This window comes from Citrobacter telavivensis (assembly GCA_009363175.1).
GTDB lineage: Bacteria > Pseudomonadota > Gammaproteobacteria > Enterobacterales > Enterobacteriaceae > Citrobacter_A > Citrobacter_A telavivensis.
Genome location: CP045205.1, coordinates 4,248,835 through 4,262,197, shown reverse-complemented (window position 1 = coordinate 4,262,197; position 13,363 = coordinate 4,248,835). Strand labels below are relative to the sequence as shown.

The window sequence follows — 13,363 nt, the reverse complement described above, 5'->3', positions numbered from 1 at the left end:
CCATATTAATTATGGTTGCGCCATCATGGCATCCAGCTGCGCTTTTTCGGGTAAGCCAACGACCTGCTGAAGGACGTTATCTTTACTCATATAATAAATCGCGGGTGTGACGTTCGCGCCTAAATCATCCATGATTTTCTGGTTCATATTGAGGGTTTTCATGTGATCCGGCGAAATCGCTTTGGGCACATTGAGCGTCATTTTTCCACCAGAGGCTTCGTAATCATGCCAGGTTTTCGCCGGATCGTTCGACGCCAGAATGGCCGCGGCAGTGGCAGGACTCTCTGGCTTGATGACGCCGACGAGTAGCGTACGTAATTGTACTTTACCCGACTCCACCCACGGACGCGCCTGTTGCCAGAACTGTTTACAGTACGGGCAGAATGGGTCAGCAAAAACATAGAGCACCACCGGGGCGTCTTTCTTGCCATCCAGTAACCAGTTGGCTTTTTCCATGCGCTGCCACATTTCTCGCCCGGCGGGCGCATAGATCTCTTTCTCTATCAACTGATTGCTCAGGTTTTCCCCTTTTTCATTGTACATGTAGCCTGAAATGGCCTGTTTGCCATCAGGTGTCAGGTAGATAGTGACGCCCATATCCTGGTATTTCCCGAGATAACCTTTCATCCCGCCGGGCGCATCGAACGACTTGATAATAGTAATGCCTTGTTTTTCTATCGCTTTGACCGGCGCAGGCAGGTCTTCGGCCCAGGCAAAGAGAGGGAAGAGGGAGAGCAAAAACGTACGTTTTAACATCTTTTATCCTTATAAATCAGAGCGATTGCGAGTGAGGTGAGAAAACCTATCACAGCCATAGGTAAGACCTCAGCCAGGAACATTGCCCTTTCAGGAGTGGGGTGGTGTAATCCTTCTCGCTGTTACAGCCTTTGTTAAGGTAATGTAGAGCGCAACACATAGCCAGTTTCACTGGCGCTGAAGTTACCCACGGGTAGTTCAGGTAACGGGGCTGCCTGCAAAGGCGGCCCTTTTTACTTTGCGTCATCGCACGTTCACAACGTTGAATTGAGAGGTTTGTTAGTTAACGCTTATTGATTTGATAAAGGAAACGCATTAGCCCTGTCGGTCAATCTTCGGTAACGTATCCCTCAACGAAAACACGGAGGAAGTACAGATGTCTTTGATTAATACAAAAATTAAACCTTTTAAAAACCAGGCGTTCAAAAACGGTGAATTCATTGAAGTGACCGAGAAAGATACTGAAGGCCGCTGGAGCGTCTTCTTCTTCTATCCGGCTGATTTTACTTTCGTATGCCCGACCGAACTGGGCGACGTTGCAGACCATTACGAAGAGCTGCAGAAACTGGGCGTAGACGTTTACTCTGTCTCTACCGACACCCACTTTACCCACAAAGCATGGCACAGCAGCTCTGACACCATCGCCAAAATCAAATACGCGATGATCGGCGACCCGACTGGCGCCCTGACCCGTAACTTCGACAACATGCGTGAAGATGAAGGTCTGGCAGACCGCGCAACGTTCGTTGTTGACCCGCAGGGTATCATCCAGGCGATCGAAGTTACCGCTGAAGGTATCGGCCGTGATGCTTCTGACCTGCTGCGTAAAATCAAAGCCGCTCAGTATGTCGCTTCTCACCCAGGCGAAGTGTGCCCGGCTAAGTGGAAAGAAGGCGACGCGACTTTAGCACCGTCTTTAGACCTGGTTGGTAAAATCTAAGCCTTTAAGGCGCTTCGAAGCCGGATGGCGCTGCGCTTATCCGGCCTACACATCGGGCCTACAACATCGTAGGCCGGGTAAACGAAGTGCCACCCGGCAACAAACGGGTGCATCACGCACCCGTTTTATTCCAAACCCCATGATGCAAGTTGCATTCACGCAGCCCGATTAAGGCAGCTTGCATGATGATGTTTTCAGAGAGGGAAGAAGAATGCTCGACACAAATATGAAAACCCAGCTCAAGGCCTATCTTGAGAAACTGACCAAACCTGTTGAGCTGATTGCTACGCTGGATGACAGCGCTACATCGGCAGAAATCAAGGAACTGCTGGCTGAAATCGCCGAACTGTCAGAGAAAGTCACCTTTAAAGAAGACAACAGCTTAGCCGTACGTAAGCCCTCTTTCCTGATTACCAATCCGGGTTCAAATCAGGGGCCGCGCTTTGCGGGTTCCCCGTTGGGCCACGAATTTACCTCACTGGTTCTGTCACTGCTGTGGACCGGTGGACACCCGTCAAAAGAAGCGCAGTCTCTGCTTGAGCAGATCCGCGATATTGACGGTGATTTTGAGTTTGAAACCTATTACTCACTCTCCTGCCATAACTGCCCGGACGTGGTGCAGGCGCTGAACCTGATGGCGGTGCTGAACCCGCGCATTAAGCATACGGCAATTGATGGCGGCACGTTCCAGAACGAGATCACCGAGCGTAATGTGATGGGCGTTCCGGCCGTGTACGTTAACGGTAAAGAGTTTGGTCAGGGCCGCATGACGCTGACGGAAATCGTGGCGAAAGTGGATACCGGTGCTGAAAAACGCGCCGCCGAAGAACTGAGTCAGCGTGATGCCTATGATGTTCTGATCGTCGGTTCCGGCCCTGCGGGCGCGGCAGCGGCGGTCTACTCCGCGCGTAAAGGCATTCGTACCGGCCTGATGGGCGAGCGTTTCGGCGGTCAGGTGCTCGATACCGTGGATATCGAAAACTACATTTCTGTACCGAAAACAGAAGGGCAGAAACTGGCCGGCGCACTCAAGGCCCACGTCGATGATTATGACGTCGATGTGATAGACAGTCAGAGCGCCAGTAAACTGGTGCCAGCGGCCAGCGAAGGCGGTTTACATCAGATTGAAACGGCGTCCGGGGCGGTACTGAAAGCGCGCAGCATTATCATCGCCACCGGTGCGAAATGGCGCAACATGAACGTACCGGGTGAAGACCAGTATCGTACTAAAGGCGTAACCTATTGCCCGCACTGCGACGGCCCGCTGTTTAAAGGTAAGCGCGTGGCGGTGATCGGCGGCGGTAACTCCGGCGTGGAAGCGGCGATTGATCTCGCCGGGATCGTGGAACACGTAACCCTGCTGGAATTTGCCCCAGAAATGAAGGCCGACCAGGTTTTGCAGGATAAAGTCCGCAGCCTGAAAAACGTCGACATCATCCTGAACGCCCAGACGACGGAAGTGAAAGGCGATGGCACGAAAGTGGTTGGTCTGGAATACCGCGACCGCGTGAGTGGCGATGTTCACAACGTGGAGCTGGCGGGCATCTTTGTTCAGATTGGTCTGTTGCCAAACACCACCTGGCTGGAAGGGGCGATTGAGCGCAACCGGATGGGTGAAATCATCATCGACGCGAAATGCGAAACCAGCGTGAAGGGCGTATTCGCCGCGGGCGACTGTACCACCGTGCCGTACAAACAGATTATCATCGCGACCGGCGAAGGAGCGAAAGCGTCTCTGAGCGCCTTTGATTACCTGATTCGTACGAAAACGGCATAAAAAAGAAAGTAAGACTACACCTGCAATACCGAAACCGCCTGTTAACCACAGGCGGTTTTTTTATGTCTTTTGCCATCCATTGTTAGCTTTTGAAACAATAAAAATAATTCACGTCCCATTAAATACAATTAATCCTTCCTTTAATCAAAGAATGGACGACATATTTCGTTATTATACCCTCTCTGTTTTATTTATATATTTACCTCATGAATTAAAAACTGGGCATTTATGGATTTATTTAATAATACTTTGACGGACAGTGAATCGTCAGGACTGCTATTACGTGATTTTTTTCATTCCCGTGACGGTGAGTCGTTAAAAGCCGCGTGTATTGCCCTTGATCCTCCGGCGGTGTTTGTCATGACCGCGTCGGCGTGGCAGGAGGTTGAGTATGACTACAATGCCCTGTTTATCGGGCCCTGCGCGCTAAAGGCCGCGCCATATGCTTCGGTGTATCTGGAAGAAGAAGGCCTTGTCATGGGAAAAACGACGAGGACGATAAGGGATTTTATGGCAAGTATTGGGTTGTCCATAAATAGCGAAAATAATATACCGGACGATCATATTTCATATGTTATAGAACTCGCGATCGTGTTATCGGCGAATGTCAGACAGTCCCCGCAATATCGTGACATGCTGGCGCGCTATATCAATGACTATGTTGCGTTATGGGTCCCTGAATTTATCGCAAGGATAAAACGTTATGCCCAAACCGCAACGCTGCATGCGGTGGCGGAAAAGTTATCTTACTGGATTGATGAATTAAAACGAGATTATCTTTATGAGCAATGAACCAGGACTTCTTAACCGACGTTCTTTTTTAAAAGGGCTGATTGCCCTCGGTACCGTCGCGGCGTTACCGGGTGGATTACTGACGTCCCGCTGCGCGCTGGCGCAACCGCCCATTCCATTTAACCCAAAAACCTACAAAATCTATCGCAATGCGTGTCCACGCAACTGCTACGACACTTGTAGCCTGAAAACCTGGGTCAAAAACGAGGTGATTACCTTTGTGGAGGGGGCATCGGAGTCGACGTTTACCCATGGAACGCCGTGTGTGAAAGGGTTGAGCTATCCCCGCCGGGTCTACAGCCCCGATCGGATCAAGTATCCCATGATTCAGGATGGGCGAGGTACCGGTAAATGGCGTCGTATTTCCTGGGAAGATGCAATGCAGCGTATCGCCCGCAAAATGCTGGAAATTAAAAAGCGAGACGGTTCGATGCTCGGACTGGCGTTGTCCAAATATTCAGGCAATCTGGGCGTGATGGGCTATGCCGTTGAGGGGATGATGTCTTCACTCGGCTATACCACGCGTTTTGCCGGTACGCCGTGCTGGCCTGCAGGTATTGATGCGCAAAATTATGATATGGGCGATATGTGGTGTAACGACCCGGAAGATTTTGTGAAGGCCAAATACATCATCATCTGGGGCGCAAATCCGGCCTGGTGCTCCATGCATACCATGAAGTACATCTATCAGGCGCGTGAGCAAGGGGCGAAGGTGGTCGTTATCGATCCCCTGTTAACCCAAACGGCGGCGAAGGCCGATCTGTTCCTGCGTGTGCGTCCTGGATCTGACGGAGCGCTGGCGCTGGGTATGGCGCGTCACCTGCTCGATACCGGGCGTGTCGACCAGGATTTCGTTAATAATTATGCTCATGGTTACCCGGAGTTCGAAGCTTATCTACGCAGCCACGTTACCGTTGAATGGGCGGCGGAACAGTGCGGCCTATCTGCAGCGGTGATTCGCGAACTGGCGGAAGAGTTTACTGCCGTTAAGCCTGCCACTGTATGGATTGGCTATGGCATGCAGCGTCATGTCAACGGCGGTGCGAATGTGCGCGCCATTGACGCATTTGTCGCGATGACCGGCAATATAGGTCTGGAAGGCGGTGGTGCGCGCTACGGGCATTTGCAGACCTGGGGTTATAACTATGCCGGGATGATGCAAAAACCGCCAGCAGGCTCTGTGGGTATCAAAGGGGCGGGCGGTCCTGTCGGCGAGTTTGTCAGCGACAGCGGTGAAAAGAGTGAATACTCCGATCGCGCGCTGAATATCAACCAGACGGCGCAGGGTATTCTCGACGCCAGCGAACCGCCTGTCCGCATGCTATGGGTGGCGTCCAAGAACCCGTTTGCGCAGGATTTCGATCGTAACAAGATGGAGAAAGCGTTCGAAAAACTGGAAATGGTAGTCTGCGTCGATCAGTTCTTCAATGAAACTGTTCAGCATGCCGATATCGTGCTGCCGGTCACGACCACTTTCGAGCAGTGGGATGTCTGTTCGTCTTACTGGCACTACTGGTTGTCGATCAACGAGCCGGCCATTAAGCCGCTTTATGAGTGTAAAAGCGATCCTGAAATTGCTGCGCTGTTGTCTAAAACCATCAACCAACTGGAGCCTGGTTCCTGTACGTTCCCGCAGGAGTTTGATGCGAAGCGTTGGCTGGATAAGGAGTTCAACGACGGCATGGGCAAGCTGTTTGCCATCAGCGGCTGGGACGATCTGCGTGACGGTCCACGCAAAGCTAAAATGCCCAGCACTGCCGCCTGGTACGATCGCAAATTCAAAACGCCATCCGGGAAATATGAGTTCAAATCTGAACGTTGCGAACAAAACGGCCACACCGCGCTACCGGAATACAAACCCGCCGCGCAAGGGGCGTTGCCGTTCCATCTGTTCACCCCGCATCTGCAGTATGGCCTGCATTCGCAGTTTATGAATCTTGACTGGATGCAGGTGTTCTGGCCTGAGCCTTTTGTCTACATTCATCCGTCAGCCGCTGCAACAAAAGGCATTGCTGAAGGCGATCTCGTCAAGGTCTTCAATGAGGCGGGGCATGTGGAACTGCGCGCCAAAATTACCACCAACGTGCCGGATGATTTCCTGGTGATGTACGAGTCGTGGTTTAACAAGCTGCGCTATAACGTGCAAAACGTCGTCAAGGATACGCCTGCGGATATGGGAAAAATGGCAACGGGCGCGCCAGGCGCCGCTATTCATAGCCAATTTGTCGATATCATTCGATTGGACAGTGAAGGAGCCACAGCATGAGACGCGCGTTTTTAGTGAATAGTGATAAGTGCATCGGCTGCCGTGGCTGTGCAATGGCATGTAAAAGCTTTAACCAACTGGAGCCGGAGCGCTTCTGGCGCTACGTATATCCGCTGGATAAAGAGATCTATCCGCACGAGGAGCGCGCATTTTATTCGCTGGCCTGCAACCATTGCGAAAAACCGGCCTGCGTTGCGGCATGTCCGGTAGAAGCGTACACCAAACGGGAAGATGGCGTGGTGGTGCATAACCCAGAGCGCTGCATCGGTTGTAAAAACTGCATCCGCAATTGTCCGTATGGCGCGCCGCGCTTTAACGAAGAGACGCGCAAGGCGGAAAAATGCAGCATGTGTTATGAGCGACTGGACATCGGCATGAACCCGGCCTGCGTCAATGCCTGCCCGGTGGGGGCGCTGACCCTGATCGATCTCGATGCAGACTCCATTCCGACCAATGCGGTGCAATATCCGCCAGGATTCCCGCGGATGCCGCAACTTAACCCTGGCACGCGTTTTATCCTCGCCCGTCAGCCCAAACAACCGGAGGACAAGTAATGGAAAAATATGAACTGCCTTTGGTGATCTTTACCTTATTAAGCCAGACGTCAGTAGGGATGACGCTGATCCTGACGCTGCGTTCACTCCGTGGCGAACTGGAAGGAAAACGTGTGTACTGGCTGGTTACGGGGTTAATTCTTGTGGTGGCATCTGTCGCGGCGGTACTGCATCTGGCACATCCGGACAGAGCGTATAATGCGCTGATTAACCTGAAACACGCCTGGCTGAGTCGGGAGATCCTCGGTGCTACGCTGTATGGTGTGGCGATAGGCATTACATTTCTGACTAAAGGGCACAAAGTTCCGGCTATTCTGACGTCGATGCTTGGGGTTGCGCTGGTGGTGGTGCAGGGGATGACCTATGCTGCACCGGCGATGGTGGCTATCGCCAACGGTCTGACGATGCTGTTGTTTTTGATCACAGTGTGGGTGATGGGATGTGCGACGATTCCATTGCTGAAGCTAAAACCGTCATTATCCGCGCTGCGCCAGGCGATTGTGGTTTGTCTGGCGGTGCTGATCGCCGCACCGATGATTTGGCTCATTGGCGGTACCATCATGCAGATGACAGCGCATGCGTGGCTGACGTCTCCGCTTTATCTGGTAAGTCTGGCGTGTTTGTTGCTGGCATTTGTTCTGACGCGCGGTGGTGAGCGCCGCGGGGCTGTGCTGTTTGGGCTACTGTTTGTCGGGATGTTCTTCAGTCGGTTGGTCTTTTTTGGCGATACCGTGAGTACGATTGTGAACATTGGTCATCTGTTCTGATGCGGATGAAAAAAGCCCTGCCTGCTGACAGGGCTTGTTGGTATTCGGGCGCAATTTAGCGCACAACCAGTACCGGCAGGGTCGCATGACGTACCACGCTTGAGGCGTTAGAACCCAGCAGGTGTGTGGTGATTGACGGATTACGTGAGCCAATGACCACCACGTCTGCATTCAGCTCTTCGCCGAGCTCATTGACCACGTCGCGGACGCTGCCAAAGCGGACATGCTGCTTGATGCGGGCAGGATCGATACTGAAGTGACCGACCATCGTTTGCAGTCGGGTTTCGGCTTCATGCTGTAAATGTTCTTCAAAACGACGAACGTCGGCGGCGAAGCGATGCAGGCTCAGGCTGGCAGAACCTGGTAGCACATGCAGAAGATGAATGACGCCATCCTGCTGCGCCAGAAATTCAGCGTGGCGAATCGCCTTATCGCTGAGTTCCATTTCAAAAACATCAACCGGCATAATGATTGTCTTATACATACCCGTTTCTCCCTGTTAATTAATACTCAAATCATTCAAGCATATAATAATAATTCTGTCTGCTTTCTGCAGGGGATTTTTCGCATTGTGCGGCGATTCCTTGTGCATTCGCTACCAGTGATTCTCCAGGTAAAGCACGGCCCCGACGATGATCGCCGCCATGATGAGGAATCCCAGTAATATGCTGAATGTTTCGTTCATGACCGCACCTGTCAATGAAACCGATTCAGTGTGGACGAGTCAGGCGAAAGGCGAACCAGGAAGAATGGGTGATTTTACGCAAAGTGGCGGAAAGAGGATGCGAACGCATCCTCTGGGTAAAGCGGAAAGTCGCTTATGCAGATGGGATTAACGCAGGAAGTCGCCTGCTGCTTCGGGTTGGTATTCCAGCTCCAGCACTTCGAGGTGGGTGGATGCGCCGCCCGGAAGTTCCCAGTGAATGGTGTCGCCCACACGCACGCCTAACAGCGCAGCACCGACGGGGGCCATCACTGAAAGTTGCGTATTGCTGTCGGTCATCGCCGCAGGATACACCAACGTACGCACGCGAATTTCGCCATCGCTGAGATTGCGGAATTTAACGCGGCTGTTCATGGTCACGACGTCATGCGGCATGGCTTCCGGCGAACACATTTGGGCACGATCCAGCTCGTCATTCAACGCGTCGGCAATGGGTAAATCTGCATACGCGGGTTGTTCCAGTAAGCGATCGATGCGTTCTGCATCAAGGTCGTTAATGATGATAGTTGGTCTGGACATTTTTACTCCATGTCGTCAGTACTGCGTTTTGCCGCAGGTAATATTCCCAAAAGAAAACCCTCACCGTCTGGCGGCAAGGGTTTAACTCTCCAGATGATACTGAGACTTACCCCGGGTTTGAAGTGATTTAGTTCACATTCGGGTAAATAGCTAAAAAAGCATCACTAGTATGAATTTTATTCGATAAACGTGATCGTTCTCAAATTTGCATTATGCTTTTTAAGCACGCGCCGCGGCGCGTCACTCTCTCAGTGTTCTATTACAGGAGATCTCATGAGCCAGTACGACAAAATTACTCTCAAAGATGGCAGTTATCTGTATTTTAAAGACTGGGGTAACCGCAGTGGCCAGCCGATTGTCTTCAGCCACGGCTGGCCGTTAACGGCTGATGCCTTTGAAGATCAGATGCTTTTTCTTGGCTCGAAAGGATTTCGGGTGATAGCCCACGACAGGCGCGGACATGGTCGCTCAGCCCAGCCGTGGGAGGGGCACAATATGGACCAGTATGCGGACGATCTGGCTGAACTGACCGCACACCTGAATCTGCAAAATGCGGTGCACGTTGGTCACTCAACCGGCGGTGGCGAAGTGGCGCGTTATATCGGGCGACACGGGACGCAGCGGGTGGCAAAAGCGGTATTGATTGGCGCGGTGACGCCCATTATGGTGAAAACCGAGTTCAACCCAAACGGTGTGCCGGAAGCGGTTTTCGACGGCATTCGTGAAGGGGTTGTCAATGACCGTGCCGCCTTTTTCTATGAGCTGACCGCTGCATTCTATGGCTATAACCGTCCGGGCGCGAAAGAGTCGAAAGCGGTGCGGGAAAGCTTTGTGGAGCAGGGATTACAGGGCTCAATAAAAGCGCTGTACGACTGCATCAAGGCGTTCTCGGAAACGGACCTGCGTGAAGACTTGCGCAAAATGACTATCCCAACACTGGTTATTCATGGTGATGACGATCAAATTGTCCCATTTGAGACCTGTGGCAAAGTCGCAGCGGAAATACTGCCTGACGCGCAACTGAAGGTCTATGCGGGCGGTTCCCATGGCATTTGCACCACCCATAAACAGCAGATAAATCAGGATCTGCTTAACTTTATTCAGTCGTAATCTTTAACGGATTACTCTACGCTGATCCTCTTCTATTAGGGGGATGAGCGGAGCGCAATTCGTGCTTCGCCGACGTCACATTCATCAGAGAATACTATGTATTTCTATCAACCCTCGCAGGGACACGGCCTGCCACACGACCCGCTTAATGCCATTGTTGGTCCACGGCCTATTGGCTGGATCGCCTCTCAGGATACCGCTGGTCGGGATAACCTGGCACCCTACAGCTTCTTCAACTGTTTCAATTATCATCCGCCCATTATCGGTTTTGCCAGCACCGGCTGGAAAGACAGCGTACGTAACATCATGGAAACCGGCGAGTTTGTCTGGAACCTGACCACGCGAGAGTTAGCCAGCGCGATGAATGAAACCTCCGCCAGTCTGCCACATGGCGAAGATGAATTTTTTGCCGCCGGGCTGACGAAGGCGGAAAGTCGTCTGGTGAAAGCGCCACGCGTTGCACAAAGTCCGGTGAATTTTGAATGTCGCCTGTCGCAGAGTATTCAGCTCATGACCGCGCAAGGGGAAGCCATCGAAACCTGGCTGATTCTGGGCGAAGTGGTGGGGATTCACATCGCTGAAACGCTGCTGGAAGAGGGCGTTTACCAGACCGCAAAAGCACAGCCCGTGCTGCGCGCCGGTGGCCCGACGGCCTACTATGCGATCAGCGAGTCGCACCGCTTTGACCTGGTGCGTCCGGATGCTCGCGCGAAACGTTGACGCTGTCGCCGGCGCGGATTTCGCGCCGGGACAGTGAATCAGTAACCCACTTTGTCGATGATAAACTGTTTACCACAGTTCCCCGGATGGGGTTGCGGGGCGAACGAGTCAGCGGAGAGCGGCGCGTTGATGGTCGTGGCCTTCAGTGAGAACTGGATCTCCGTCAGGTAAGCCGGATTACCGTGGCAGCTCAGTTTCACTGCGCTGACGGCCTCTTTTCCCCAGCGCCTGGCCACCGCCGCATCGAAGGCGCGGCGACTCACGCTCTTGCCGTAATTTTCACCGAGAAATACCCCTAACTCGCTGGCCTTGATCTCTTTGTTCAACCGCACCATCGTGCCAAAGTACGCATCCGGGTCGAAGCCAAAACAGGCACCGTGTTTTGCGTATTCGTAGCGCTCAAGGCAAGTACGTCCGCCCGCACCCGGCATCACGTCACTGAGTTTGGCGGCCGTTTCCAGCGACAGGCCCGTTTCGGGTGCCGCGCATTTACGGCTGGCGCGCGCTTCTGGCTGATTGGGGATGGGACGCGTGGCGCAGCCAAAGCGCATCCACCGGCGTTCATCGACCCCGCGCGACGCGATGGATTTCGGCAATCCTGGCCACAAACCGTGAACGGTCAGGAAATCGACTTTGTTAGCGGTCTCTTTTTGCAGGCGACATTCATCAGGCTCGCGGCGGTCGCGCTCATGCTGACTCTGGCAAAATCCCGTCTGCCAGGAGAGTGCCAGCACGTAACGGTCGAAATCGCCGTACTGCGTGGGCTGTAATTCGTTGGCGGTTGCCGAAGAAAGAGGGAGGAGTGAGGCGGCGAGCCACCCCCATTTTTGCCAGGTCGGTTTCATGATGGTTCTGAACTTATATAAAATCTGAATAGTATCTATTTAACCATAAAAAAAGCCCGCGAGGTGTGTTTACCCCGCGGGCCTTGATCCATTCAGCGTTTTACGTCAGGACTAGCTCCACATCGCCAGAATCGGCCAGCCAACCAGCAGCAGCATCGCAATGTAGATAACCCCGAAGATGGCGCCAAGACGCCAGTAGTCTTTGGATTTCACATAGCCGCAGCCGTAGATGATCACCCCAGGACCCGTTGCGTATGGCGTCAGACAACCCATAATCCCGATGGACAGCACCAGCAGGATACTCAAATGTTCCATCGGCACGCCCGGGATACCTTTACCGACCGCCAGAATAACCGGCAGCATTGTCGCCGTGTGCGCCGACAGGCTGGCAAACAGGTAGTGGGCAAAGTAGAACACCAGCACCAGCACAATCACCGTCGCGTTAGGCGAGAAACCTTCCAGATGGGTGCTCATGGTACCCGCGAACCAGTCGATGAACCCGGAACGGGTTAAACCGCTTGCCATCACCACAAGGGTGGCAAGGTTCACCAGCGTGTTCCAGGCGCTGTTGTATTTGGTAATGTCTTTCCACGGCACCACGTGCAGTGCCAGCATCAGAGAAACGGCGAGCAAACCGACGGCGGTGGCGTCGATCACTTCGCCGCCGAAGACCCACAAGCCTAAGCTCAGCAGAACCAGACCGACCAGCGTCCACTCTTTGCGCGTCAGAGTGCCCATGGTTTTAAGTTCATCACCCGCCCAGGCGGCGACTTCCGCACTGTGTGTGACTTCAGGTTTGTAGAGAACGTAAGAGAGCCACGGCGCAACGATCAGCAAAATGATACCGACCGGCAGGAAGCTGAGGAACCACTGCAGCCAGCTTATCTGCACACCGGCGATTTTGTTGACAAACTCCAGACCCAGCACGTTTGGCGCCGCACCCGTGACGAACATCGAAGAACTCAGGCTGGTACTGATGACCATCATCCACATCAGGTAACCGCCGATACGACGTGCGGACGGATCGTTCGGGAACGATTTAAACAGCGGTGGCAGGTTTTTGATTACCGGGAACACGGTGCCACCGGTACGCGCGGTGTTGGATGGCGTAAACGGCGCCAGCAGAATGTCGATGATGACAATCGCATAGCCCAGCGTCAGGGTACGTTTACCCATGAATTTCACCAGAAACAGCGCGATACGACGGCCAAGACCGGTGACTTCATAGCCGAGAGCGAAGATGAACGCGCCGAACACCAGCCAGACGGTGGTACTGGAGAAACCTGCCAGACCCCATTTCAGCGCTTGTTTACCGGCGTCAAATGCCGGATCCGCCAGCTCTTTGGCATCAAACAACAGGTAGTTGCTGCCAATCACGCAGATGGTGACCGCGATGAAGCTGATTGCGGTAGCCGGAATGGGCTCCAGAATCATACCGACGATCATCGCCACGAAAACGGCGAAGTAGTGCCATGCCTGAGGGGGCATGCCGTCCGGGACGGGGATAAGAAACATGACGCCCATGATTATCAAGGGGGCAAACAACTTCCATATAGTATCTTTCGATAAAGACATAAGTGATTCTCCGGAAAG

13 protein-coding genes are annotated in these 13,363 nt (G+C 53.1%); 8 read left to right on the top strand and 5 right to left on the bottom strand.

All coding sequences use genetic code 11. The features are described 5' to 3' along the window. Nucleotides 1–9: 9 nt before the first annotated feature. Nucleotides 10–756 (bottom strand): thiol:disulfide interchange protein DsbG, encoded by a 747-nt coding sequence (gene dsbG, locus GBC03_22920; GenBank protein QFS72851.1) that lies wholly within the window; start codon nt 754–756, stop codon nt 10–12. A 376-nt stretch (nt 757–1,132) separates the two neighbouring features. Between dsbG and ahpC the strand changes: the two genes are divergently transcribed. The 6 genes from ahpC (at nt 1,133) to GBC03_22890 (ending at nt 7,852) form a co-directional block, all read left to right on the top strand. Next, a complete protein-coding gene (gene ahpC, locus GBC03_22915) occupies nt 1,133–1,696 on the top strand; it encodes an alkyl hydroperoxide reductase subunit C (protein ID QFS72850.1) in 564 nt (187 codons plus the stop codon). A 211-nt stretch (nt 1,697–1,907) separates the two neighbouring features. Further along, a complete protein-coding gene (gene ahpF / locus GBC03_22910; GenBank protein ID QFS72849.1) occupies nt 1,908–3,473 on the top strand; it encodes an alkyl hydroperoxide reductase subunit F in 1,566 nt (521 codons plus the stop codon). A 228-nt stretch (nt 3,474–3,701) separates the two neighbouring features. Then, nucleotides 3,702–4,265 carry a molecular chaperone gene (locus GBC03_22905; GenBank protein ID QFS72848.1) on the top strand — a complete coding sequence of 188 codons (564 nt, stop codon included), beginning with the start codon at nt 3,702–3,704 and terminating at the stop codon, nt 4,263–4,265. Next, a complete protein-coding gene (locus GBC03_22900; protein QFS72847.1) occupies nt 4,255–6,531 on the top strand; it encodes a molybdopterin-dependent oxidoreductase in 2,277 nt (758 codons plus the stop codon). The genes GBC03_22905 and GBC03_22900 overlap by 11 nt, the downstream gene beginning before the upstream one ends. Beyond that, nucleotides 6,528–7,085 (top strand): 4Fe-4S dicluster domain-containing protein, encoded by a 558-nt coding sequence (locus tag GBC03_22895; protein ID QFS72846.1) that lies wholly within the window; start codon nt 6,528–6,530, stop codon nt 7,083–7,085. The genes GBC03_22900 and GBC03_22895 overlap by 4 nt, the downstream gene beginning before the upstream one ends. Beyond that, entirely contained in the window at nt 7,085–7,852 is a 768-nt protein-coding gene (locus tag GBC03_22890; GenBank protein ID QFS72845.1) for a hydrogenase, read from the top strand. The genes GBC03_22895 and GBC03_22890 overlap by 1 nt, the downstream gene beginning before the upstream one ends. Before the next feature lie 55 nt (nt 7,853–7,907). Here GBC03_22890 and uspG read toward each other — a convergent pair whose 3' ends face one another. Continuing rightward, the gene (gene uspG / locus GBC03_22885) at nt 7,908–8,336 is read right to left on the bottom strand and encodes a universal stress protein UspG (protein QFS72844.1); all 429 of its coding nucleotides are present in this window, start codon (nt 8,334–8,336) and stop codon (nt 7,908–7,910) included. Between the two features lie 348 nt (nt 8,337–8,684). Then, complete coding sequence (locus GBC03_22880) at nt 8,685–9,095, bottom strand: nucleoside diphosphate kinase regulator (GenBank protein ID QFS72843.1); 411 nt, start codon at nt 9,093–9,095, stop codon at nt 8,685–8,687. Between the two features lie 273 nt (nt 9,096–9,368). Here GBC03_22880 and GBC03_22875 point away from each other — a divergent pair, with 273 nt between their 5' ends. Both GBC03_22875 and GBC03_22870 read left to right on the top strand, forming a co-directional pair. Then, entirely contained in the window at nt 9,369–10,205 is an 837-nt protein-coding gene (locus tag GBC03_22875) for an alpha/beta fold hydrolase (GenBank protein QFS72842.1), read from the top strand. Between the two features lie 96 nt (nt 10,206–10,301). Continuing rightward, on the top strand, nt 10,302–10,925 hold the full coding sequence (locus GBC03_22870; protein QFS72841.1) for a flavin reductase family protein: 624 nt from the start codon (nt 10,302–10,304) through the stop codon (nt 10,923–10,925). A 38-nt stretch (nt 10,926–10,963) separates the two neighbouring features. Here GBC03_22870 and GBC03_22865 read toward each other — a convergent pair whose 3' ends face one another. Next, on the bottom strand, nt 10,964–11,770 hold the full coding sequence (locus GBC03_22865) for a ribonuclease I (GenBank protein ID QFS72840.1): 807 nt from the start codon (nt 11,768–11,770) through the stop codon (nt 10,964–10,966). A 111-nt stretch (nt 11,771–11,881) separates the two neighbouring features. Continuing rightward, a complete protein-coding gene (gene citT / locus GBC03_22860; GenBank protein QFS72839.1) occupies nt 11,882–13,345 on the bottom strand; it encodes a citrate/succinate antiporter CitT in 1,464 nt (487 codons plus the stop codon). Nucleotides 13,346–13,363: the final 18 nt, after the last annotated feature.

Bases quoted from the DNA above. Each gene is read 5' to 3' on its own strand.
- dsbG (QFS72851.1), bottom strand. From the start codon at position 756: ATGTTAAAACGTACGTTTTTGCTCTCCCTCTTCCCTCTCTTTGCCTGG.
- ahpC (QFS72850.1), top strand. From the start codon at position 1,133: ATGTCTTTGATTAATACAAAAATTAAACCTTTTAAAAACCAGGCGTTC.
- ahpF (QFS72849.1), top strand. From the start codon at position 1,908: ATGCTCGACACAAATATGAAAACCCAGCTCAAGGCCTATCTTGAGAAA.
- GBC03_22905 (QFS72848.1), top strand. From the start codon at position 3,702: ATGGATTTATTTAATAATACTTTGACGGACAGTGAATCGTCAGGACTG.
- GBC03_22900 (QFS72847.1), top strand. From the start codon at position 4,255: ATGAGCAATGAACCAGGACTTCTTAACCGACGTTCTTTTTTAAAAGGG.
- GBC03_22895 (QFS72846.1), top strand. From the start codon at position 6,528: ATGAGACGCGCGTTTTTAGTGAATAGTGATAAGTGCATCGGCTGCCGT.
- GBC03_22890 (QFS72845.1), top strand. From the start codon at position 7,085: ATGGAAAAATATGAACTGCCTTTGGTGATCTTTACCTTATTAAGCCAG.
- uspG (QFS72844.1), bottom strand. From the start codon at position 8,336: ATGTATAAGACAATCATTATGCCGGTTGATGTTTTTGAAATGGAACTC.
- GBC03_22880 (QFS72843.1), bottom strand. From the start codon at position 9,095: ATGTCCAGACCAACTATCATCATTAACGACCTTGATGCAGAACGCATC.
- GBC03_22875 (QFS72842.1), top strand. From the start codon at position 9,369: ATGAGCCAGTACGACAAAATTACTCTCAAAGATGGCAGTTATCTGTAT.
- GBC03_22870 (QFS72841.1), top strand. From the start codon at position 10,302: ATGTATTTCTATCAACCCTCGCAGGGACACGGCCTGCCACACGACCCG.
- GBC03_22865 (QFS72840.1), bottom strand. From the start codon at position 11,770: ATGAAACCGACCTGGCAAAAATGGGGGTGGCTCGCCGCCTCACTCCTC.
- citT (QFS72839.1), bottom strand. From the start codon at position 13,345: ATGTCTTTATCGAAAGATACTATATGGAAGTTGTTTGCCCCCTTGATA.